The sequence below is a fragment of the Pseudomonas sp. ABC1 genome (assembly GCF_013395055.1).
Classification (GTDB): domain Bacteria; phylum Pseudomonadota; class Gammaproteobacteria; order Pseudomonadales; family Pseudomonadaceae; genus Stutzerimonas.
Map to the genome: position 1 here is coordinate 3,667,447 of NZ_CP058349.1, position 21,826 is coordinate 3,689,272.

At 65.4% G+C, this 21,826-nt stretch carries 12 protein-coding genes; 2 read left to right on the forward strand and 10 right to left on the reverse strand.

What is annotated here, in order from left to right; translation table 11 throughout:
• Positions 1 to 4 precede the first annotated feature (4 nt).
• Together HW090_RS16180 and HW090_RS16185 are read right to left on the reverse strand one after the other, a co-directional pair.
• Complete coding sequence (locus HW090_RS16180; RefSeq protein ID WP_179114491.1) at positions 5 to 1,180, reverse strand: cyanate transporter; 1,176 nt, start codon at positions 1,178 to 1,180, stop codon at positions 5 to 7.
• A complete protein-coding gene (locus tag HW090_RS16185; RefSeq protein WP_179114492.1) occupies positions 1,180 to 2,088 on the reverse strand; it encodes a DMT family transporter in 909 nt (302 codons plus the stop codon). Before HW090_RS16185 ends, HW090_RS16180 begins: the two co-directional genes overlap by 1 nt.
• A gap of 80 nt (positions 2,089 to 2,168) precedes the next feature.
• Here HW090_RS16185 and HW090_RS16190 point away from each other — a divergent pair, with 80 nt between their 5' ends.
• The gene (locus HW090_RS16190; protein ID WP_179114493.1) at positions 2,169 to 2,654 is read left to right on the forward strand and encodes a MarR family winged helix-turn-helix transcriptional regulator; all 486 of its coding nucleotides are present in this window, start codon (positions 2,169 to 2,171) and stop codon (positions 2,652 to 2,654) included.
• 80 nt (positions 2,655 to 2,734) lie between these two features.
• Here the strand turns inward: HW090_RS16190 and HW090_RS16195 are convergent, their stop codons facing one another.
• Positions 2,735 to 4,324 (reverse strand): ABC-F family ATPase, encoded by a 1,590-nt coding sequence (locus HW090_RS16195; RefSeq protein ID WP_179114494.1) that lies wholly within the window; start codon positions 4,322 to 4,324, stop codon positions 2,735 to 2,737.
• 449 nt (positions 4,325 to 4,773) lie between these two features.
• Here HW090_RS16195 and HW090_RS16200 point away from each other — a divergent pair, with 449 nt between their 5' ends.
• A complete protein-coding gene (locus tag HW090_RS16200; protein ID WP_179114495.1) occupies positions 4,774 to 5,277 on the forward strand; it encodes a hypothetical protein in 504 nt (167 codons plus the stop codon).
• Between the two features lie 24 nt (positions 5,278 to 5,301).
• Here the strand turns inward: HW090_RS16200 and HW090_RS16205 are convergent, their stop codons facing one another.
• From HW090_RS16205 to HW090_RS16235, 7 genes are all read right to left on the reverse strand, one after another.
• A complete protein-coding gene (locus tag HW090_RS16205) occupies positions 5,302 to 6,021 on the reverse strand; it encodes an endonuclease (protein ID WP_179114496.1) in 720 nt (239 codons plus the stop codon).
• Positions 6,022 to 6,234: 213 nt separating this feature from the next.
• Positions 6,235 to 7,818: a rhodanese-related sulfurtransferase gene (locus tag HW090_RS16210; RefSeq protein WP_179114497.1), complete on the reverse strand. Its 1,584-nt coding sequence runs from the start codon at positions 7,816 to 7,818 to the stop codon at positions 6,235 to 6,237.
• Entirely contained in the window at positions 7,815 to 8,420 is a 606-nt protein-coding gene (locus tag HW090_RS16215) for a cysteine dioxygenase (protein WP_179114498.1), read from the reverse strand. Before HW090_RS16215 ends, HW090_RS16210 begins: the two co-directional genes overlap by 4 nt.
• A 168-nt stretch (positions 8,421 to 8,588) precedes the next feature.
• Entirely contained in the window at positions 8,589 to 10,088 is a 1,500-nt protein-coding gene (locus HW090_RS16220; RefSeq protein WP_306299179.1) for an MFS transporter, read from the reverse strand.
• Entirely contained in the window at positions 10,025 to 10,543 is a 519-nt protein-coding gene (locus tag HW090_RS16225) for a flavin reductase family protein (protein ID WP_179114499.1), read from the reverse strand. The genes HW090_RS16220 and HW090_RS16225 overlap by 64 nt, the downstream gene beginning before the upstream one ends.
• A gap of 76 nt (positions 10,544 to 10,619) precedes the next feature.
• A complete protein-coding gene (locus tag HW090_RS16230) occupies positions 10,620 to 11,447 on the reverse strand; it encodes an NADPH-dependent oxidoreductase (protein ID WP_179114500.1) in 828 nt (275 codons plus the stop codon).
• A gap of 318 nt (positions 11,448 to 11,765) precedes the next feature.
• Entirely contained in the window at positions 11,766 to 21,773 is a 10,008-nt protein-coding gene (locus tag HW090_RS16235) for an autotransporter-associated beta strand repeat-containing protein (RefSeq protein ID WP_179114501.1), read from the reverse strand.
• Between the last annotated feature and the right edge of the window lie 53 nt (positions 21,774 to 21,826).

Genomic DNA, 21,826 nt, shown 5'->3' on the forward strand with positions numbered 1-21,826 from the left:
CGGTTCAGGCGCCCGGACGCAGGTGAAATCGCCCGCTGCCCGGCGCCAGTCGGCTGGCGATCAGCATCAGTACCAGGCTGAATATGGCCATGGCGATCCAGCTGGGTACCAGGTCATCGAAGTACTCGCGCAGCAGTCCACCCATCAGCGGGGCCAGGGCGGCGATCAGGTAGCCACCGCCCTGCACGAACGCCAGCAGGTCGCCGGCTTGTTCCGGGTCCTGCAGGTGATCCAGCGCGACGATCAGCGACAGTGGGAACAGTGCACCAATACCGACGCCCAGCAGGATGCAGATGGCGATGACCAGGGCTTGTGGGGCGAAAATCAGGCAGAGCAGCCCCGCCAGCAGGCAACCCAGGACGATGAACAGCGGTGTGCGGCGATCCGCCCAGCGCGGCAGCAGTGTGGAAAACAGCAGCCCGGCCGCGACCTCACAGAGTGTCAGGCCTGCCAGCAACATGCCGCTGTCCACCGGGCTCCAGCCCATCGCCGTGTAATACGGCGGTAGCCAGGTGAGCACCAGTGTGTAGGCGCAGGTGGCCAACCCGAAGAACAGCATCAGAAGCCAGGCCCGTGGCGAGCGCCGCATCAGGATTCTTCCGCCCTCCTGGCGGGCTGCGGAATCATGTTGCGGTGCCCGGCAGTAGAGCCAGGCCATGGCCGCCAGTACCGCCGGTATGGCCCAGAAACCAAGGGCCGCAGGCCAGCCGACGGGCTTGGCGAGCGATGGCGTCAGGGCGGCGGCGAACGCTGCACCGCCCATGATGGCGCAACTGTAGAAGCCCATCAGGCGCCCGCTGTCGTTGGGTGCGCTGCGTTTGATGAATGTTGGCAGCAGGGCCTGGATCAATGCGATGCCGGCACCTGCGAGCAAGGCGCTGGCCAGCAGCCCGGCGGCATTCGGCAGTAGCCAGCGCAGCAGGCAGCCGAAAGCGATGAGCAGGATGCCGAGCAAAATACCGTTGCCTTCCCCCAACCCCCGACGCAACTGACGTCCGGCCAGTGCGCCAAGCCCCATGACCATGATCGGCAGGGTCGTCAGCAGGCTGGCGGTTACATGGCTGATACCGGTCTGTCGCTGGATATCGTCGAGCAGCGGGCCGACGGCGCTCAGGATCGGACGCAGGTTGAGGCCCAGCAGGATCAGTATCAGCACCGTCGGGATGCGTTCGGTTTTCATCAGGGTTTCTCCCGGGCGGGTAGTGCATTGAGACTGACCAGCAAGACACCCACGACGACCGCCAGTATCGCCAGCAGCATGGACAGGCTGGCCGATTCGCCCAGCACCCAGACCGCGAAGGCCGTGCCTGCCACCGCCGCTATTGCGCCGATCTGGCTCAGGTAAACCGCCCCGGCGATCTGCTGCAGCATGAAGTAGAGCGCATAGGTCAGGGCGAACAGCAGCACCTGCGCCGCCAGCAGGGCATGAGTCGCTGGGCTGGCGTTGCGTGGCAGCCAGTCACCGCCGGCCAGCACGATCACCGGCAGCAATTGCAGGGCGGCCGCCAGCAGCATGCCGGGCGCCAGGGACAATGCACTGGCGCCCCCCGGCCAGTGACGGCTGCGGTAGATATTGCCCAGCGCCAGCAGCAAGGGTGACGACAATAGGAGCAGTGCCCAGAAGCTCGAACCGGTGCTTCCTGCGAGTTTGTCCATCGTCAGCAACAGGGCGCCGCTCAGGCCGCTGACCAGCCCCAGCAGACGTAGCGTGCGCAAGCGCTCCATCTTCAGCAGCAAGGCCATGATGTAAGTGAGCAGCGGAGGGAATGCCATGCAGACCGAGGCGAAACCGGCCCCGGTATGGGGGATCGCGCTGAACAGCAGGGCTTGCGGCAGGCTGGCGCTGAGCAGCGCGGCGATCAGGTAGTAGCGGAAATAGCGGGGCGCCAGGCTGGGGCGCTGTCCCTGACGAGTGGCGAGCAGGGCCAGTATCAGACCGCTACCCAGCAGGCTCAGCATCAGGAAGCTCAAGGGTTGCCAGCCGGCCGCAGTCGCCAGTTTGACCACGTTGTTGGTCAGGCCCATCAGGCCGCCGGTCCCGATCAGCAGGAGTAGTGGCAGCCAGAAGTGGGTGTGACGGTTTGCCATGTCGGCTCCCTTGCGTGTGGGGTATGATGGCTACAGTCTCGATGAAAAGTATCTTAGTATCAAGATAAATGGGGTGGCCTATGTCGGATCGTGCTGAAATCGCCATTGCGCAGTGGCACGTGCAACGCCCGGACCTCGACCCGTTGCCGATGGGCATACTGGGGCGGCTGGGAGAGGCGGCCCAGGTGATCGCCCGTGATCACCTCAATCCGCTGTTCGCCGAACATGGCCTGCAATCCGGTGAATTCGACGTGCTGGCCACCCTGCGCCGATCGGGGGAGCCGTATGCGCTGACACCGACCGTGCTGTATGAAAGCGCCATGATTTCGTCCGGTGGCATGACCAACCGTATCGACCGTCTGGAAAAAGCTGGGCTGATCGAGCGTCGCAAGCACCCTCATGATCGCCGTGGCGTGCTGGTGGCGCTGACGGAGCAGGGCTTCGCGCTGATCGAGAATCTTATGACGCTGCACGTGGCGAACGAGCAGCGGGTTCTGGCGGGAATGAGCAGGGAAGAGCAGCAGCGGCTCTACGACTTGCTGGGCAAGTTGCTCAGGAGCGGCTAGCGGAACGCTCGATGCCTTGTGAGGAGATGGCATCGAGCACCCAGGTGCGCATGGCGCACCCGATGCAACGTTGCTGGTTGCTAGACCTGCACGCCCTGGCTGCGCAGGTAGTCGTCGTAGCTGCCGCTGAAGTCGGTCACGCCGTTTTCCGACAGCTCGATGATGCGGGTAGCCAGGGAGCTGACGAACTCGCGGTCATGGCTGACGAAGATCAGCGTGCCCGGGTAGTTCTCCAGCGCCAGGTTGAGCGCCTCGATGGATTCCATGTCCAGGTGGTTGGTCGGCTCGTCCATCACCAGCACGTTGGGTTTCTGCAGGATCAGCTTGCCGAACAGCATGCGGCCCTGCTCGCCACCTGAGATCACCTTCACCGACTTCTGGATTTCATCGTTGGAAAACAGCATGCGGCCGAGGGTGCCACGGATCAGTTGTTCGCCGCCCTGGGTCCACTGGCCCATCCAGTCGAACAGCGTGACGTCATCGCTGAAGTCGTCGGCGTGATCCTGGGCGAAGTAACCGACGTCGGCACTCTCGGTCCATTTCACCTCGCCGGCCATGGCTGGCATGTCGCCGACCAGGGTGCGCAATAGCGTGGTCTTGCCGATGCCGTTCGGGCCGATGATCGCAACGCGTTCGCCTGCTTCGATCTGCATGCTGAGGTTCTTGAACAGCGGTGTGCCGTCGTAACCCTGGCTCACTTTCTCCAGCGTGACGGCCTGGCGGTGCAGTTTCTTGGTCTGCTCGAAACGGATGAATGGGCTGACCCGGCTGGAAGGCTTGACCTCGGCCAGTTGAATCTTGTCGATCTGTTTGGCCCGCGAGGTGGCTTGCTTGGCCTTGGAGGCGTTGGCGGAGAAGCGGCTGACGAAGGTCTGCAGCTCGGCGATCTGCGCCTTCTTCTTGGCATTGTCCGACAGCAGTTGCTCGCGCGCCTGGGTGGCGGCGGTCATGTACTCGTCGTAGTTACCGGGGAACAGTCGCAGCTCGCCGTAATCCAGGTCGGCCATGTGCGTGCACACGCTGTTGAGGAAGTGGCGGTCGTGGGAAATGATGATCATGGTGCTGTTGCGCGCCGTGAGGACGCTTTCCAGCCAGCGGATGGTGTTGATATCCAGGTGGTTGGTCGGTTCGTCCAGCAGCAGCACTTCCGGGTCGGAGAACAGTGCCTGGGCCAGCAGCACGCGCAGTTTCCAGCCTGGCGCCACGGCGCTCATCGGACCGAAATGCTGGTCGAGGGGAATACCCAGGCCCAGCAGCAGTTCGCCGGCACGGGACTCGGCGGTATAGCCGTCGAACTCGGCGAACTGCACTTCCAGCTCGGCCACGGCCATGCCGTCGTCCTCGGTCATTTCCGGCAGCGAGTAGATGCGGTCACGCTCGGCCTTGACCTGCCAGAGCTCTTCATGGCCCATGATCACGGTGTCGATGACCGTGAAGTCTTCATAGGCGAACTGGTCCTGGCGCAGTTTGCCCAGGCGAACATTGGGCTCCAGCATCACCTGGCCGCCCGAAGGCTCCAGCTCGCCGCCGAGGATCTTCATGAACGTCGACTTGCCGCAGCCGTTGGCGCCGATCAGGCCGTAGCGATTGCCTCCGGCGAACTTGACGGAAACGTTTTCGAACAGCGGCTTGGCGCCGAACTGCATGGTGATGTTGGCAGTGGAAATCAAAGGACTCTATCTCGCGGTTATCAGGGGAGTGCGTCTTGGCTCGGGACACATCTGGGGCAAGATCCAATTGCCTGTCTCTGCCCAGTTGCTTGTGCCGGACCGCTGACGATCATGGCAGTCATCAAACGCACGGTTGCACAAGCGTGGCGCGCATTGTACGGAGGTCGGTCGCGAATACCCAGCGCCTTTGGGGTGGTGTGCGATGGGATGTGCGGGCTGTGTGCCTGCAACGTCGGTGATCGGCGCAGGTCTTGAGGTCCATTGCCAGGGCTGGCAGCTCTCTGCCGCTTGCGGCAAGGAGCCCGCTGAAGCGTTCAGGTGGGAAAAGGAAAGAGGGTGCCGCTTCAGTGGCCTTGCCGGGAGGCATGTGCGGATGGCGTCGATTCGATGGATTGGAACGATGCTTGCTTGATCGCCCGCGGAAATCACGACAAGCCAAGGGGATGAACATGAGAATTGACAGTGGAGATACCCAACTGCTCGCCAGCCAGCGTCGCTCCGAGAGCAATGCGGGTACGGGCGCAACCGGGGCATCGTCGTTCTCCAGCGTGCTGGCCGAGAAGCTCCAGCAGACAACCGGGTCTTTGGCGACTTCCCATGAGTCTGTGCAGGCCGAGCCGCTGGACTTCACGAACATGACAGCCAGTACATTATTTGAAACGGTCAACGGATTGATTCGCAGCGGCCAACTGGACCTCGATGACACCACGTCACTGGTCGGAATGATGTCGCCGTCATCGGCGCTGGCCAAGGTGAATTACGATGGTGCTGCAGTGGCATACGAGGATAAGGCCGTGGACTTCTTCGCGAAAATCCAGGCGGGCATCGAAGGTGCGCTTTCTCGCAATGAGAAAGGTAGCGCCGCTGGTTTGCAGCGAGCTGCCGATGCGCTGGCCCGGTTCCAGGGGCAGTCGGTGACTCGGATTGGCACTGGTCTCGACGCTCAAGCCTGATACGGGCTGCTGGCTGCTCACGTGTCAACGGGCGTTGACCGCCTTCATCAGGCCGGCACAGAGTTCCGGCCGTACGCTGCCTACGTAAGGGTTGCCCCAGCCCATGGCGCAGGACACCAGTTGATTGCGCTGGCGTTCCCACTGTTGTGGCGGGTAGCTCTTGTGCCAGGCGGTGAACAGCTTGCGCTCCTGCGCCGACAGCCTGAGCCTGTAACGGTCGGCCATGTAGAAGTGGGTGCGGGCGATCATGCCGCGGATGGCCTGGCGCGGCATGACCTTGCGCGCCTTGAAGTCGACCACCATCTGGCACTGGCCATACTGGTGGGGCTTCTGTGCCAGCCAGCCGAATTGGTAATTGGAACGGTCGCCGTTCACTTCCCCGATGCTGGGCACCAGGTTGTGCAGGTCGGCTTCCGCTTTGCGGAAGGTGGCGTCGTTGGCCGTGCAGTTCTTCCGCCCGCCGTTTTTCCAGCACTGGCGCTGGTGGCCGATCTGCCAGGCGGTGACGATATGTTCCCACTCGATACGGGACGCCGTGCGGGCGTTCTTGCGCGGTGTGTAGCCGCAACTCTTGAGGTCGACCTGGTTGCCCTTGTACTTGCAGCCGCAATAGAACTCGGTGGCCTGGAGGGCATACAGCGGGCGGGCGATCTTCTTGGCCTCGCTGAACGAGGCAGGTGCAGCGTGGCTGGTGAGGGAGGCAACGGCGAGAAGGGGCAGCAGTGGACGTATCGAGCGGAGCATGGCGACCTGAAAAAGCGTCGGATTATAGCCATGATGCGCTGGTGAGGGGCCAGCATGGGCTTGGTTCTTGCGTCTTTCACCCTCTCCCCAGCCCTCTCCCGCAAGTGGGAGAGGGGGTAACGGCGGGCTCTGCACATGAATATCCGAGTGCTCTGTTCATATGAGCAAACATGACGATCTCCATGGGATTACCCTGCACAGACGAGAGGCCTGTCAGATCACGAAGAACCCATGGGTGCCGTCCCGGCCGAGTTGCTCGACCAGACCGAACTCCCAGTCCAGGTAGCCTTGCATGGCTTCGCGTGGGTTGTCGGTGCCTTCGTAGGGGCGGCGGTAGCGGTCGCTGCGCGGTACGGCCAGGCGCTCGTCGCCGCTTTCGGTCGGCAGGCCTGCGGCGACCCAGGCGGCGGTGCCGCCTTCGAGCAGGAACACCGGTTTGCCGGTCAGCACGTTCAACTCGTCCACCGCGAAGCGCGCCAGCAGGCTACTGCCACAGGTGAGCACATAGCGCTGAGCCAGCGGCAGGCGCTCCAGGGCCTGTGGCAGTTGCGAGCGCAGCACCCACCAGGCACCGGGAATATGCCGGGCGATATGGTTGGCGCTGGCGGTGAAGTCCAGCACCAGGGTGTCGCCCTCTGCCAGCCACGCGTTCAGGGTCGGGGCGTCGATCGATTGCGGTTGTGGCAGGGGCGGCAAGGGCGCCTGCCAGGCACCGCGCTCGCTGAATGCGCTGCCCTCCAGACCATCCAGCACATGCACTTCCCAACCCAACTGGGCCAGCCAGGAGGCACTCATGTTGGCGCGCACGCCGTCATCGTCGGCCAGCACCACGCGGGCGCCGCGTACGCTGGCGTAGTGATCGGTCTCTTGCACCAACTGTCCGCCGGGTGTGCTGCGGGCGCCGGGCAGGTGGCCGGCTTCGTATTCTTCCGGGGTGCGCACATCGAACAGGTAAGTGGTGCGTCCGGCTTCGGCCTGCCAGCGTTGCAGGTCGGCGAGGCTGGCGCGGCCGACGCCGGCCTTGTCCGCCACGGCGCGGGCGTCCTGGGCGGCGCGTTGGTGGGTGGCGGGGCTGACTTCTCCGAAGCGGCGCGACTGGCCATGTTCCAGGGGCTGTCCGGCGAGGGTCCAGCCGATGGTGCCGTTGCGCAGCGCCGCCACCGGGTTGGGCAGGCCGGCGTTGACCAGCGACTGGGTGCCGATGATGCTGCGGGTGCGCCCGGCGCAATTGACGATCACCCGGGTGCTAGGGTCTGGCGCCAGTTCGCGGGCGCGCAGCACCAGTTCGGCGCCCGGCACGCTGATGCCGCTGGGGATGCTCATGGTCTGGTATTCGTCGAAGCGGCGGGCGTCCAGCACCACCACATCGGCCTTGGCGTCGAGCAGCGCCTTGACCTCCTCGGCAGCCAGCGAGGGCGTGTGGCGGATGCTTTCCACCAGCTCGCCGAAGGCCTTGCTCGGCACGTTGACGTCGCGGAACAGTTCGCCGCCGGCCTCGCGCCAGCCGGCCAGGCCGCCTTCGAGCAGGGCGACATCGCTGTAGCCAAGGGCGATCAGGCGCTCGGCGGCCACCTGGGCCAGGGCTTCGCCATCGTCATAGAGGGTGATCGCGGTATCGCGCCGGGGCACGCGGGCATGGATCTCCAGCTCCAGCTTGGAGAGCGGGATATTGGCGGCGAACAGCGGGTGTTCCTCGGCGAAGGGCGCTTCTTCGCGCACGTCGATCAGCGCAACTTCCCGTTGCTCGAGCAGGGCCTGGCGGATGGCATGGAAGGAGCGGGTAGCGATCTGACTCATGCAGCGTTCTCTTTGGAAAGGTCCCACAGGTTGGGAAGGTAAGGGTTGGAGTAGCCCGAGATAAATGGTTTCTCGCTGCCATCCGGGTTGTAGACCGCGCGTTTGACCGCGCCGATATTGGCACCGTAGACGTGGATGCTGATGGACACCCGGTCATCGTAGGCATTGCTGACCTGGTGGATATCGCCGACGTTCGGCGACACCGCCTCGACGTGCCCCGGCACCAGGCGCACGGCCTCGCCCTCGGGATGCAGGCTACCGTCTTCGGCGAAGGCGAAGCCCTGGGAGTACTCGGCGCCACGCAGCATGCCGATCAGCCCCCAGACCCGGTGGTCGTGCACCGGCGTGCTCTGGCCCGGCCCCCAGACGAAGCTGACGATGGAGAAGCGCTGGCGCGAGTCGGCATGCAGCAGGTACTGCTGGTAGCGCTGTGGATCGGGTTGGGCGAAGGTGTCCGGCAGCCAGTCGTCGTGGCTGACCAGCTCCGCCAGCAGCGCGCCGCCACGCTCCAGGATAAGCGCCTCATCCGACTGACTTTCCAGCAGTTCGGCGAGAGCGTCGATGAAACCGCGCAAGCGGTCCAGGCGAACGGGGGTTGTCATGGCGTATGCGTCCAATGGCAAGGATGATGAGGCCTGCATGCACGGTGGCGATCCAGTGGGGTTACCTTAGCAAGCTTCTCTCGATCACAAAAATTCAATTTAGTAATAATCTAATATGCATGTATTGAATAAGGATGACCTTTTCGACGGCATGTGGTCGTCCACTCTTCAAGGTTTCGACATGGCCGTGCCGGAGTCGCCAGCCAGACGTCGGAAATACAGACCGGAGGCCAGGCACAGCAGGCTGGCGAGGACCATGGCCAGGCCGATGTCATCGACGCTGGGCACTTCGTGCGCGCGCAGGCGCTGGATCAGGCCGAGCAGCAGTGCCGCGATGCCGACCCCCAGGCTCATGCTCAATTGCACCGACATGGCGGACAGGGTGCTGGCCTTGCTCGCCTGGCAGGCCGTGATGTCGGCGTAGGTCAGGGCGCCCATGGTGCTCATTTGCAGGGAGCGCGACAGTCCGCCGGCGAACAGCACCAGCACGATCGCCAGCGCCGTGCTGTCTTCGCGCAGCAGGGCGCAGATGGCGACGGACGCGCTGGACAGGACGCTGTTGTAGATCAGGATGCGACGGAAGCCGAAGCGCCGTACCAGCGGCACCGAGATGAATTTGATCATCAGTGCGCCGACGCCGCCGGCGAAGGTCAGCAGGCCGGCCTCCAGCGCACTGAGGCCGAAGCCGACCTGGAACAGCAGCACCAGCAGGAACGGCAGCGAGGCGCTGCCGAGGCGGAACAGCATGCCGCCCTTGAGCACGATGCCGAAGGTCGCGATGTTCAGCAGCGAAAGGTCCAGCAGTGGGGCCGGGCAGTGCCTGGCATGGCGCAGGTAGAGGGCGCCGAAGAACAGCCCGCCGGCCAGCAGCGCACAGGACCAGAACCACGCCAGCGAACCGTGGCCGATGGACTCGAAGGCCAGCACCAGGCACGCCAGCGCCAGGCTGCTGGAGAGGAACCCGGCAAGGTCCAGCGGCTGGCGCTTCTGCCCTGGATAATCGGGGATGTGCCGCAGGATCAGCAGGATGCCGAGCAGCCCGATCGGCAGGTTGATCAGGAATATCCAGTGCCATGACAGGCACGTCACCAGCAGCCCGCCCAGCGGTGGCCCGACCACCGGCCCGAGCAGCGCCGGCATGGTAAGGAAGGCCATGGCGCGCAGCAGGTCGGCCTTGCGCGTCCAGCGCAGCAGGATGACCTGGCCGACCGGCACCATCATGGCGCCGGCCATGCCCTGGCAGAAGCGTGCCAGCGACAGTTGCAACAGCGAAGCGGACGCGGCGCAGGCCAGCGAACTGGCCATGAACAGCAGGATGGCGAGGACGAACACCCGGCGCGGTCCGTAGCGCTCGGCCAGCCAGCCGCTGATGGGGATGAACATCGCCACGGCCAGCAGGTACAGCGAAACCACCAGGTTCATGTGCACGCTGGACTCGCCGAAATCCTCGGCGATCTGTGCCAGCGCCGTCAGCACCGCGGTGGAGTCGAGCAACTCCATGAACAGCGCGCAGCCGATGATCATCGGCACCTTGCGCTCGAAGCGGGCCTCTTCGCCGGTACCGTGCGGCGACTGCGTGGCGTGCTGCCGAGTGGAACCGCCGTTCAGGAGAAACGACCGTAGCGGCCCGAGGAGTAGAGCAGGGGAGCCTGCTCGGAGTGCCAGCATTCCAGCACCTCGGCGATCACCACCAGGTGCGTGCCGACATGGTTGACGTCGGTGATACGGCAGTCGAAGCCGGCACTGCTGGCGAGCAGGGCCGGGTTACCACTGTCCAGCCGGCGCCAGGCATGTGCATGTTTGCCGAAGCGCTGCTCGGCGGGCAGGCGACCACCGAAATCGGTGGCGATGGCTTCGTCGTCGGCGTGCAGGACATTGACGCAGAAGCGCTTCTGCTCGATCAGGTGGCGGTAGAGGCTGGCGCCACTGTTGACTGCGATCAGTACAGTGGGCGGGTCGGCGGTGATCGAGCTGAACGCGGTGGCGGTCAGGCCGTAGTCGCCGTCGCTGCCGGCGCAGGTGACGATATTCACCGAGGCGGCGGTGTTGCGCATCGCCTGCTTGAAGGCCGAGGCCTCAACGGTGGGTGCGGGACGTGGGTGTTCCAGGGCTATGACGCTCATCAGGGGTATCCGGTCGGTAATGGGGCCGTGTGGGCCCTCCGTAGGGTGCGCCGCGCGCACCGTTGCAAGTCGTCGCTCAGCTCAAGGCCAGTCGCTGTCGGTGCAGCACCTGGGCGATCCGCTCGCGGCCATGCAGGCTGTCCACGCTGGCCAGGCGCTCGATGACCTGTCGGCTCCAGGCAGGGTTTTCCAGCCCCTGGGCACGGTAGAAGGCCTCGACCTGGCGGTCGTAGTCGTCCAGTTGCCGGGGCTCCTGTTCGTCGAGGCGGTAGGTTTCCCGGTGCAGCACCACCGACTGCGGCAGGCGAGGCTTGATGGCGGCCGGCAGGGTCGGGTCCGGGTAGCCGACGCACAGGCCGAACACCGGGAAGACCAGGGGCGGCAACTGCAATTCATCGATCACGGCTTGCAGGTTGTTGCGCAGGGCGCCGATATAGACGGTGCCCAGGCCCAGCGCTTCGGCGGCGAGCACCGCGTTCTGCGCCGCCAGGGCCGCGTCGAGACCGCCCACCAGCAGGCTGTCCAGGTATTCGACGGCGTGCAGTTCCCGGTCATGACGCTCGGCCTGGCGCGCCACGCGCGCGAAGTCGGCCAGCCACACCAGGAACAGCGGCGCCTGGACGATATGTGCCTGGTTGTTGGCCAGTGCCGCCAGGCGCTCCTTGCGTGGGCGATCCTCGACCGCCAGCAGGCTCCAGGCTTGCAGGTTGGATGACGTCGCGGCCGATTGTGCCGCACCCAGCAGGGTTTCCAGGGTGCCTTCGGGCAGCGGTTGGTCCAGGTAGGCGCGCACGCTGCGGTGCCCCAGCAACTGTTCGATCAAGGCATTGTCGGACTGCGGCGGGGCTGTGGCGGCGTCGCCATAGCGTTGTTGCCAGCGGGGTTGGCGGTGGGCTTCAGGCATTCTCGATCCCTCATGTTCAGGCGCTGAGGGCGTACCTTAGGCAAGCCGCAGGGGCTTGTGAAATACCCTGTCGTTCTATTCTGATAATTAAAATAACGAATGTTATTTATTATTTTATATTCGATATTTGCATTTTCAGGTTTGCGCTGCCAGATGCCCTTGGCCGTCACCCGGCATGTGCACAGGAACGGTGAGCGTAAGGCCACCGCGTCGTGGACCAGGCAGAATACGTACCGGACAGGCGGGAATCCCTGCAGTGTCGGTAGCGCCACCCGCCTCGCCGGCAAGCGCTACACGACACGTTGAAAGGCCTGCAGCTCAGAAGCCCAGGCTGAAGCTCACGCTGATGCCATGGTCGCGGCTGTCGCTGGACAGTTGTCCGTTGTAGCCGATCCCCAGCTTGCCGTGCTCGCCGATGCCGACGTCCAGCCCGGCCTCGACCACCGCCGCATTGCGGGCGATTACCACGCCCTGGCTGCTGAACGCCGCACCGCCCTCGATGAAGCGCAGGTCCGCATCCGGGCGGGTGTCGCCGAGTGCATGACGCCAGCCGAGGCTGCCGCGCGGGGTCAGGGTGGTGCCGTTGTCCAGGGTGAACGCCTTGCCGGCGCGCAGACCCACGGTGGTGAAGGTGGTGTTCTGTTCGCTGCTGGTTTCCAGGCGTCCGTCGCCACCTTTCTCGCGGCCCTTGTCGCTGTCGTGGCGAACGTGGGCTACGCCGGCGAACGGTTCCAGTGCCACGCCTGCGGCTTTGACGGCATAGGCCACCTCGCCGAACACCTGCGCCGTACCGGCCTTGTACTTGGCCTTCTGCTCGGCGTTGTAGCCGCCGGCGCTGACCTGGCGCTTGGTCTCGATGTCATGCCAGCTGTAACCGGCACCCAGGCGTGCCGAGAAGGCGTCCTGCTGGTAGTTCAGGTAGCTGGCCAGGTGGTAGCTGTCGACCGAGGCATCGCCATGGCGTTGGGTTTTCAGGTCGGTGTTGCTGTAGCCCGCGGCGATACCGGCGCGCCATTGGTCGTTGAGGGCGTTGTCGTAGCCCAGCATGAAGCCGCTGAGGTCGCGATCCACACTGGCCGCGCCATGACTGCCGTCATGATCGGCCCAGGCGCCTTGTACGCTCATCCAGCCCACGCCCTGGCCCTGGCAGCCGGAACTGCTCTGCTGCTGGTTGCCGCTCGGCGCCAGCACACTGCGCGGGTCGTCGCCACAGTCGGCCTGGCGCATGCGGTCGGTCAGGCTGTTGCGCAGGTGGCGGGAGTCTTCCAGCAGCACGCTGGCGGTGCTGGCATGGATCTCGCCGGAGAGGCTGTCGAAGGCGGCCACGGCGGACGCACGGTCGAGGCTGGTGATCTCGCTGCGCAGGCTGGCCGGTGCGCCGGACGACTCCAGGGCGGCGGCGGTGCTGCGCTGGTTGGCGGTTTCGGCGACATCGGCGAAGGCGACGGCGTTACGGCTGACCGACAGGGTCAGGTCGTTGGTGCCGTAGTCCAGTACGGTGTCGATGAATGCCAGGCCACTGTTGCCAAGGCTGTCGACGTTATCTTCGTCGAAGGTGCCGCTGATGCCTCCCGCAGCGGTGAGCAGGGTATAGGTGGTGTCGCCGCTGTAGGGCGCGATGGCGAACACATTGAGTTTCCCGGCCAGGCTGGCGCTGCCGCCGACGTCCAGGTGGCTGGTCGGCAGCGGCGTCAGGGCGATGCTCAGGGTGCCGTCGCTGGTGTTGGTGAAGTTGCCGGTGACGGTCAGGTTGCCGTTGGCGCCGGGGTGTACGACGCCTCTGTTGAGGATGCTGGCGACGCTGCCGGTGCCCGTCAGCGCGGTGTTCTGGTTGACCACGACGTTGGCCGCCAGCACGTCGCCAACGGGTGCGGCGAGCAGCGAGAAGCGGGCAACGCGCGCCACGCTGGCCACCGGCGCGGCGGTCCGGCCGACTTCGAGCACACCTTCCTGAATGATGAAGTTGCCGCTGAAGTCGTTGTAGCCGGTCATCAACAGGGTGCCGGCACCGCGCTTGATGGCTTCGCCGGTCCCACTGAGGGTGCCGTCGAAAGTGCCGTCGCTGTCCTGCTGGAAAATCAGGCTGGCGTTGTCGACGATATTGCCCTGCAGACTGCTGGTGTTGCCCATCAGCGTACCGCCGCTGATGGTCGTACCGCCGCTGTAGCTGTTGCTGCCGGTGAGGAACAAGGTGCCGGTATCGAGTTTCTCGATACCGCCTGTGCCGATGATCGCCGTATGGATGGTTGCCATGCTGCTGTCGGCAACGCGCAGTATTGCCGGGCTGCCATCCGGCGCGTTGACCGCCTCGAGCGCATCGCCGTCGCCGCCGTCGAGCACATAGCCATCGGTGATGAACTGGATACCCGAGAAGGTTTGCACACCCGACACCGTGACCGTGCCGCTGGCACCGCCGAACACGGCGAACTGGCCGCCGCTCCAGTCGTCGTTCTTCTTGCCGCTGGAGTTGGTCCAGTTGGTATCGGGCCCCCAGACCCCGCTGCCGCCCGCGATGGTGCCGTCGGCATTGGTCTTGGTGCCGTTCCAGAACAGCAGGTTGCCGTCGTTGTTGTCCACCACCAGGTTGACCTGGTTGGCCAGGTTGGTCTGCAGGGTCATCTGGTTGGCGACGAAGTCGGTCGGCAGGTCGTCGAGGGTCAGGCCGTTATCGGTCAGGCTGCCGCCGTAGGTGAACAGTTGGTAGACGCCGATGCCGAAACCGCCGGCGTTGCTGATGTTGAGGGTGCCGTCGAGGGTCAGGTCACCGCTGACCTTGACCAGCGAAGTCGTGCTGCCCGGCGCGCCAAGGGCGAAGTTCAGGTTGCTGCCCGATGCCAGCGCCAGGCTGCCCACGGTCAGCGGTGCGGTGGCGCTGCCGACGTTGAGGCTGGCGCCATCGGCAAGGCTCACGGCCCCCGTCAGGGTGCCGCCCCCGCCGAGACCGGCGCCGCTGGCGACCTGCACGCTGGCGCTGGCGAGGCTGCCGTTGACGATCAGGTTGCCGGCGTTGACCGACGTCGCGCCGCTGAAGGTGCTGGCACCGCCGAGGATCAGGTCGCCCTGGCCATTCTTGATCAGGCTGCCGTTGCCGCTGAGCACGCCGCCCAGGGTCAGGTCGTGGCTGCCGGTGAGGGTCAGTTGCGAGGCGATGGCGATGGCGTTGCCCACGTGCAGGTCGGCGCTGGTGTCGAGGCTGGTGTTGCCCAGCACGCTCAGCGCGCCGCTGCCAAGGGCCGTGTTGTGGCCCAGGATCAGGCTGCCTGCGTTGAGCAGGGTGCCGCCCTGGTAGCTGTTGTTGCCGTTCAGGGTCAGCGTGGTGTTGCCATTCTTGACCAGGGTGCCGCTGCCGCTGATCACGCCACTCAGGCTCAGGTCATTGCTGCCGGCGAGGCTCAACCCGCCGTTGAGCACCACCGCGTTGCCCAGGCTGAACACACGGTTGTTGTCCAGCACGGTGCCGTTGGCGGCGGTCAGGCTGCCGCTGCCCAGGGCCAGGTCACTGCCCACGACGAGGGTGCCGCCGTTGAGCAAGGTGCCACCGCTGTAGCTGTTATCGCCGTTGAGCACCAGGGTGCCGCTCTCCAGCTTGTTCAGGGTGCCATTGCCGCTCAGGGCGACAGCGAGGGTCGCGGTGTTGCCGCTGCCCACGCGCACGCCGGTGAAGCCGGTAACGCCGTTGACCAGGTTCAGACCGTCACCCGTGCCGTTCGCCAGGGTGTAGCCATCAGTGAGGAATTGCAGGCCGGTGGTGTTCTGCAGGCCGTCCACCGTCACGCTGCCTGCCGTGCCTTGGAACACCGCAAAGGCGCCATCAAGCCAGGCCTGGTTGAAGTTGCCGCTGGCGGTGGTCCAGTTGCCGGTCGTGCCCCAGGTGCCGCTGCCGCCCTCGATGATGCCGTTGCTGGTGGTGTTGCCGTCCCAGAACAGCACATTACCGGCTGCGCCGCCGACCACCAGGTTGACCTGCTTGTCGGTGCTGGTCTGCACTTCCAGGTCGCTGGTGGCCAGGCCGCCCGGGATGGTGCCGACGCTCAGGCCGTTGTCGGTCAGGGTACCGGTGTAGTCGATCAGGCGGTACACGCCCATGCCGAAGCCGCCGATATCGGTAACGTCGAGTTTGCCGTCCAGCACCAGGTTGCCATTGACCCGCAGCAGGCCTGGCGCGCCATCGACGGGCGCACCGAGGGAAGCCGCGAGTATGGAGTTGGCACTCAGGTTCAGGGCGCCAGTGATCATCGTGTTGCCACTGGCGAGACCGAGACTGCCACCGTCGGCGACGTTCACGGTGCTGTCGAAGGTTGCGCCACCGAGCCCGGTCAGGCTCGCGCCACTGGCAACGTTCACGGCGGATGCGCTGAAGACATAGGGGCCGAGGATTCCCACGGTGCCAGCGGAAACAGTGAGCGCGCCACCAATCGCACTGTTGCCGGCAAGCATCAGACTGCCATTGCCGACCTTGGTCAGGTGGCCGCTGCCGCTGAAGCTGCCGCCGAGTCCTCCCCCGTTCACCGTCAGGGTCGAGTTGGCCAGCTCCACGTTGCCACTGCCGGTGAGTTGGTTCAGCGTGCTGTTGGCTGCGACCTTCAGAACGGTGCCGCTCTGCAGGTTGACACTGGGCGCCCCCAGTCCGGTGATGCCCTGCAGGGTCACCTGGCCAGTGGAGATGTTCATCTGTCCAAGGAAGTCATTGGTACCACTCAAGGTGAGCGTACCGGTACCCGTCTTGGTCAACACGCCACCGCCGCCCAGGCGGCCGGAAAGGCTCACGCTGTCGGCGCTGTCGAAGGTGAGGTTGTCATCGATCTGCAGGCGGTTGCTCACCTCGGTCACGCCAACGGTTTGCAGCGTACCGCTGCCCGTGACCTTGAGCACGCTGCTGCCCAGCGCGTCGTTGTGGCCCAGCCGCAAGGTGCCGGCGTCGAGCACGGTGTCGCCGGCGTAACTGCTGCTGCCGTTCAGCACCAGGGTGGTCATGGCCCCTTCCTTGATCAGCCCCTTGCTGCCACTGATCGCACCGTCCAGGGTCAGGCCACCGGCACCATTGAAGGTCAGGTCAGCGTCAAGGATCACATCGTTGGCCAGCCTGACGGGACGATTGCTGGCGAAGCTGGCATCCGTGGTCACCCGCAGGCTGCCACTGCCCAGGGCGTTGTCGTTGCCGACAACCAGCCGGCCACCCGCCAGCAGCGTGCCGCCGCTGTAGCTGTTGCTGCCATTGAGGACAAGGGTACCGCTGTCGAGCTTGTTGAGTGTTCCGGCACCGCTGATGTTCACGTCCAGGTCAGCGGTCACGCCGCTGTCCACGCGGACATTGGTCGCGCCATTGCTGCCGTTGACCAGCACCAGCTCACCGGCACCGCTGCCGTAGAGGTTGTAGCCGCTGGTGACGAACTGCAGGCCGGTGACCCGCTGCGCGCTGGTCAGGTCGACGAACCCAGCAGTGCCCTGGAACACCGCGAAGGTATCCAGCCAGGCGGAGTTCAGGTTGCCATTGGCGCCGGTCCAGTTGGTGGCGGTGCTGTTCCAGGTGCCGTTGCCGCCCTCGATGCTGCCGTTGCCAGACAGCTCCGAACCATCCCAGAAGCGCACGTCGAACGGAGCGCCCACCACCAGGTTGACCTGGCCGGCGACGTTGGTCTGCACGACCAACTCATTGGCCGGAACGCCGTTCGGCAGGGTGCCGATCACCAATCCGTTGTTGGTCAGCAGGCCGCCGTAGTCGAACAGGCGGTAGACACCTGCACCGAAACCACCGCCGTTGCTGATATTGAGCTTGCCGTCCAGGGTCAGGTTGCCGGCCACGTTGGCCAGGCCGGCCGCACCCGGAATCGCCGCGCCCAGCGTAGCGTCGATATTGGAGTCGTTGTTCAGCACCAGCGAGCCGAGGTTCATCACGAAGCCGCCGGCAAGGTCGAGGTGGCCGCCATCGGCCACGGTCACCGCGCCCACCAGGGTGCCGACACCGCTCAGGTAGGCACCGCTGTTCACCAGGACGCTACCGGAACCGAGAGTGCCATCGACCAGCAGGACACCGCCATCGATGGTGGTGGCGCCGGAGAAGTTGCTGTTGCCATTGAGGCGCAAGGTACCGGTGCCAGTCTTGACCAGGTTGCCGCTGCCGCTGAGCGCCCCGCCGAAGCTGCCCGCACCGACGGAGAAGTTGCCCGCGTCGAGCTGGACCGCGCCCGCGCCGTCCAGACGGCCGATGCTGCCGCCCTGGACGATCTGCAAGGTTGCGCCGGAGGCGACGTTGACCTGGCTCGGTGCGCCCAGGCCGGAGGCGACGTTGCTGACCAGGCGTCCGGCGCTGATCTGGTAGGTGCCGCCGAAGGTGTTCACCCCGCCCAGGGTCAGGGTCGAGGTACCGCTCTTGGTCAGGCCGCCGCTGCCGCTGAGCACGCCACTCAGGGTCAGGTCGTTGCTACCGCCCACGGTCATCACGCCACTGATATCCACGGCGTTGGCCACGGTCAGCGCACTGCTGCTTTCCAGCGTGGCGATGCCGTTGACGCTCAGGTTGCCGCTGCCCAGGGCATTGGCATGGCCCAGGCGCAGGGTGCCGTTGTCGATCTCGGTGGTGCCGGTGCGCGCCTGGTTGTTGCCGGACAGGTTCAGGGTGCCGGTGCCGCTCTTGCGCAGTTCGCCCGCGCCCGTGAGCACGCCGCTCAGGTTCAGGTCGTTGCTGCCGGTCACGGTCAGCATCGCGCCCAGGTCCACCGCGTTGGCCACGCTGATGTTGGCGGCGCTCTGCAGGGTGGCGGAGCCGGTGACATTGAGCTGGGCGTTGCCCAGCGAGGTGTTCTGCCCCAGGCGCAGGGTGCCGCCCTTGAGGGTGAGGGTGCCGTCGAAGGTGTTCGCGCCGGTCAGGTTGAGGGCGTTGCCGCCGTTGTGGATCAGGTTGCCGGTGCCCGAGATCACGCCGCCGAGGGACATGTCGCGGTTGCCGAGGAAGGTCAGGTCGCCGTTGATCACCACGTTGTTGTCGACGCTCACCCCGGGCAGGCCGGCGTCGAGGGTGGTGCCGGTGCTGGTGACCAGCGACCCCGAACCCAGCGCCAGCCCGTTGCCAATGGTCAGGCCACCGGCAGTCAGGTTGAAATTGCCGAGCATGGTGTTGCTGCCGTTCAGTACCAGGGTGCCGCTGCCGGTCTTGATCAGGCCGCCGGCACCACTGATGACGCCGCCGAGGGTCAGGCGGCTGACGCTGACCTGCAAGGTGGAAACACCATTGGTGACCAGGGCGTTGCTCAGGGAAGGTGGGAACGAGTCGGCCACCAGCGTGGTGCCGCTGCCCAGCACCAGGTTGCCCGTGCCCAGGGCGCTGTCACTGCGCACCACCAGGGTGCCGGCGCTGAGCACGGTACCGCCGCTGTAGCTGTTGCTGCCGCTGAGGATCAGGGTACCGCCGCCGCTCTTGGTGAGCTTGCCCGTGCCGCTGATGCTCGTGGCGATCTGTGCGCTGATGCCGGTGCCGGTCACCACGCTGGCGGTGCCGCCGGTGCCATTGACCAGGTCGAGGGCGCCCGCCGCGCCCTGGACGAGGACGTAGCCGTCGGTCTTGAACTGCAGCGCGTTGACCAACTGCTGCCCCTGGACCAGCACCACGCCGGTACTGCCGGCAAACACCGCGGTTTTGCCCGCCCAGGCCTGGTTGGTGTTGCCATCGGCCTTGGTCCAGTTCGACGCGCTGGAGCTCCACACGCCGCTGCCGCCCTCGATGACGCCGTTGGCCAGGGTGTTGTTGCCGTCCCAGTACTGGGTGCCGAGGGTTGGCGAGTTGATCACCAGGGTGAGGGTCTTGCCGGCGATGTCGAACACCCGGCCGATGTCGGTCGACAGCAGGTCGGAGGGGGTGCTGCCGGCGGTGAGGTTGGTGCCGGTCAGGCCGCCGCTGTAGTTCAACAGGCGGTAGTTGCCGTTGGCCAGGCCGCCGGCATCGGTGATGTTGAAGGTGCTGGCGGTGATCGACAGGTTGCCGACGATGTTGAGCATCGGCATCAGGGTCGGCGCGCTCAGCGCGAGGTCGAGGATCGCGCCGCTGCTCAGGGTCAGGGAGCCGGTGGTCAGGGTGCTGCCGCTGCTCAGGGCCAGGCGGCCGCCGATACCGACGGTCACCGCGTTCACGGTACCGCTGCCGCCGAGGGTGCCGCCGGTGCTGACGGTCACCAGGTTGCTGGCCAGGCTGGCGCCGGCCGCGACATTGACGCGACCGACGTTGATCGTGGTGGCGCCGGTGTAGGTGTTGATGCCGCCGAGGGTCATGGTGCCGCTGCCGACCTTGAGCAGGCTGCCCAGGCCGGTGATCTGGCCGTTGAAGGTCGAACTGACGTTGGCGTAACCGACGGTCACGCGTGAGTCGGTGCTTACCAGGCCGCTGCCGCTCAGGGTCGTGAGGTCGGTGTTGCCGCCCAGGCTGACGCTGGCGCCGCTGGCGACATTGAGACCGGGATCGCTGCCCAGGGCGTTGACCGCCGTTGTGGTCAGCGAGCCTTCGCGAACGTCCCAGTTGCCGGTGAAGTTGTTGGTCGTGGTCAGCAGCAAGTCTGCCGAGCCGGTCTTGGCCAGGGTGCCGGTACCGAAAATGCCGCCGTTGTGGGTAGTCGCGGCCGTGGTGTCGAAGTCCAGGGTGGCACCGCTGTTGACGGTCATCGCGGAGCTGATCGTCTGCGCCGAGGTGACGGCCAGGCGGCTGTTGCCAGTGGCGGTGAGCGTACCGCTGCCCAGCGCACCGCTGCTGGCGACGGTCAGGGTGCCGGCGTTGAGGTCGATGCCACCGGCGAACGCACTGTTCGCGCCGCCCAGGGTGAGGTTGCCGCTGCCCGTCTTGGTCAGCTTGTTGCTGGCGCTGCCAGTGATCGCGCCGTTGAGGCGCAGGTCGTTGCTGCCGCCGAAGATCAGGCTATCACCCATGTTGATGTTGTTGTCCAGGGTCACCACGGTGCTGGAGTCGATGCGCGCGGTGGTACCGATGGAGATGTCACCGGTACCGAAGGCCTGGCTGGTGCCGACGATGGTGGTGCCGCCGTTGAGGATGGTCCCGTTGCTGTAGGTGTTGACGCCATTGAGGCGCAGCACGTGGGCGCCGTCCTTGATCAGGAAGGCGTTGGCGCCGGAGATCACGCCGTTGAGGGTGATTTCGTTGGAACCGCTGAGGATCAGGCCACTGCTCCCCGCCGGGACGTTGATGCCCAGCTCGATGTCGTTGCCCAGCGTCAGCAAGGTGGCCGAGCTGCTGAGCGTGCCGCCGGAGGCCGAGATCGTGCCAGTGCCGGCGAAGGCGTCATTGTTGACCGTCAGCGCTCCGCCCGCCAGGCTGACGCTGGTGGTGGCGCCGCTCAGCAGCGCCCCGGTGACGTCCCAGGAGCCGCTCTGCACCACCAGGTTGCTGAAGTTGGTGTAGACCGTCGAGGAGATCGTACCGGTGCCGACGGTGCCGCTATTGATGGCGTTGCGCAAGGTCAGGGTGTTGTTGCCGTTCGCACCGCCATCGATGACCCCGACCGGGGCGAATTCCAGGTTGACCCCAATGCTGTTGCCCAGGGCCGCAGCACTGGCGCCGTTGGCGGACACCACGCTAGCGGTGACGGCAATAAAGCGGTTGTTGCCACCTGCGCCGAGCGACAGGCTGCCCAGGATCGAGCCGGTGTTGGTGAAGGTGTTGCCTGTGCTGGAACTTTCGAAGGCGACCCTGCCGTTGATGGTGCCATTGTTGACGAAATTGACCACGCCTCCGCCATAGATGGCCACCACCGGCCTCATCTCGGCGGACGCGGTGGTACCCGACAGGGTTATGGAGTTGATGATGCCGCTGTTGGTGATGCTGGTCAGGCCTGCGCTGGAGTTCAATACGTCGATGGCCATGCCATCGAAGGAGGCCAGAGCGGCCGAAAGGTTACCCGAGGCGCCGCGGATGGATGAGCCGACACTGTTGGTGATGGTCAGGTTGGACGCACCGATCCCTTCCATCTTCAACCCGGTGGTCGGCTGTGTGAAGGTGCTGCCGCCCGTCGGGTCGAAGTGGCCGGCATTGTTCACCGTGATGTTGGTGCCAACCAAGCTCATCGACGGCATGCCCTCTGCACCGGATTTGACCACGGACGCGCTGAGGATGTTGAAGACCAGGTCGTTGCCGAAGGCGGAATAGCCCTGAATCGTGCCGCTGCAGATCACCGTGCTGCCGTCGGCCGGGAAGCCCTGGGGACAGTCGGCGAAGGCCGGGGTGCTGGCGAAGCTGCCCAGGGCACCCGTGATAGCAAGACTGATGGCCAAAGGCAGCGGCGCGAAACGAACGGCTGGAGTCTGGTCACGCTTGGTGGGGGCACCCATGGTGGTTTCCTTTATTATTGCTGGACGGCAATGAATGGCTTTTCCGCTGCCTG

Bases quoted from the DNA above. Each gene is read 5' to 3' on its own strand.
- HW090_RS16190 (WP_179114493.1), top strand. From the start codon at position 2,169: ATGTCGGATCGTGCTGAAATCGCCATTGCGCAGTGGCACGTGCAACGC.
- HW090_RS16225 (WP_179114499.1), bottom strand. From the start codon at position 10,543: ATGAGCGTCATAGCCCTGGAACACCCACGTCCCGCACCCACCGTTGAG.
- HW090_RS16210 (WP_179114497.1), bottom strand. From the start codon at position 7,818: ATGAGTCAGATCGCTACCCGCTCCTTCCATGCCATCCGCCAGGCCCTG.
- HW090_RS16200 (WP_179114495.1), top strand. From the start codon at position 4,774: ATGAGAATTGACAGTGGAGATACCCAACTGCTCGCCAGCCAGCGTCGC.
- HW090_RS16205 (WP_179114496.1), bottom strand. From the start codon at position 6,021: ATGCTCCGCTCGATACGTCCACTGCTGCCCCTTCTCGCCGTTGCCTCC.
- HW090_RS16230 (WP_179114500.1), bottom strand. From the start codon at position 11,447: ATGCCTGAAGCCCACCGCCAACCCCGCTGGCAACAACGCTATGGCGAC.
- HW090_RS16180 (WP_179114491.1), bottom strand. From the start codon at position 1,180: ATGAAAACCGAACGCATCCCGACGGTGCTGATACTGATCCTGCTGGGC.
- HW090_RS16220 (WP_306299179.1), bottom strand. From the start codon at position 10,088: ATGCTGGCACTCCGAGCAGGCTCCCCTGCTCTACTCCTCGGGCCGCTA.
- HW090_RS16215 (WP_179114498.1), bottom strand. From the start codon at position 8,420: ATGACAACCCCCGTTCGCCTGGACCGCTTGCGCGGTTTCATCGACGCT.
- HW090_RS16235 (WP_179114501.1), bottom strand. From the start codon at position 21,773: ATGGGTGCCCCCACCAAGCGTGACCAGACTCCAGCCGTTCGTTTCGCG.
- HW090_RS16185 (WP_179114492.1), bottom strand. From the start codon at position 2,088: ATGGCAAACCGTCACACCCACTTCTGGCTGCCACTACTCCTGCTGATC.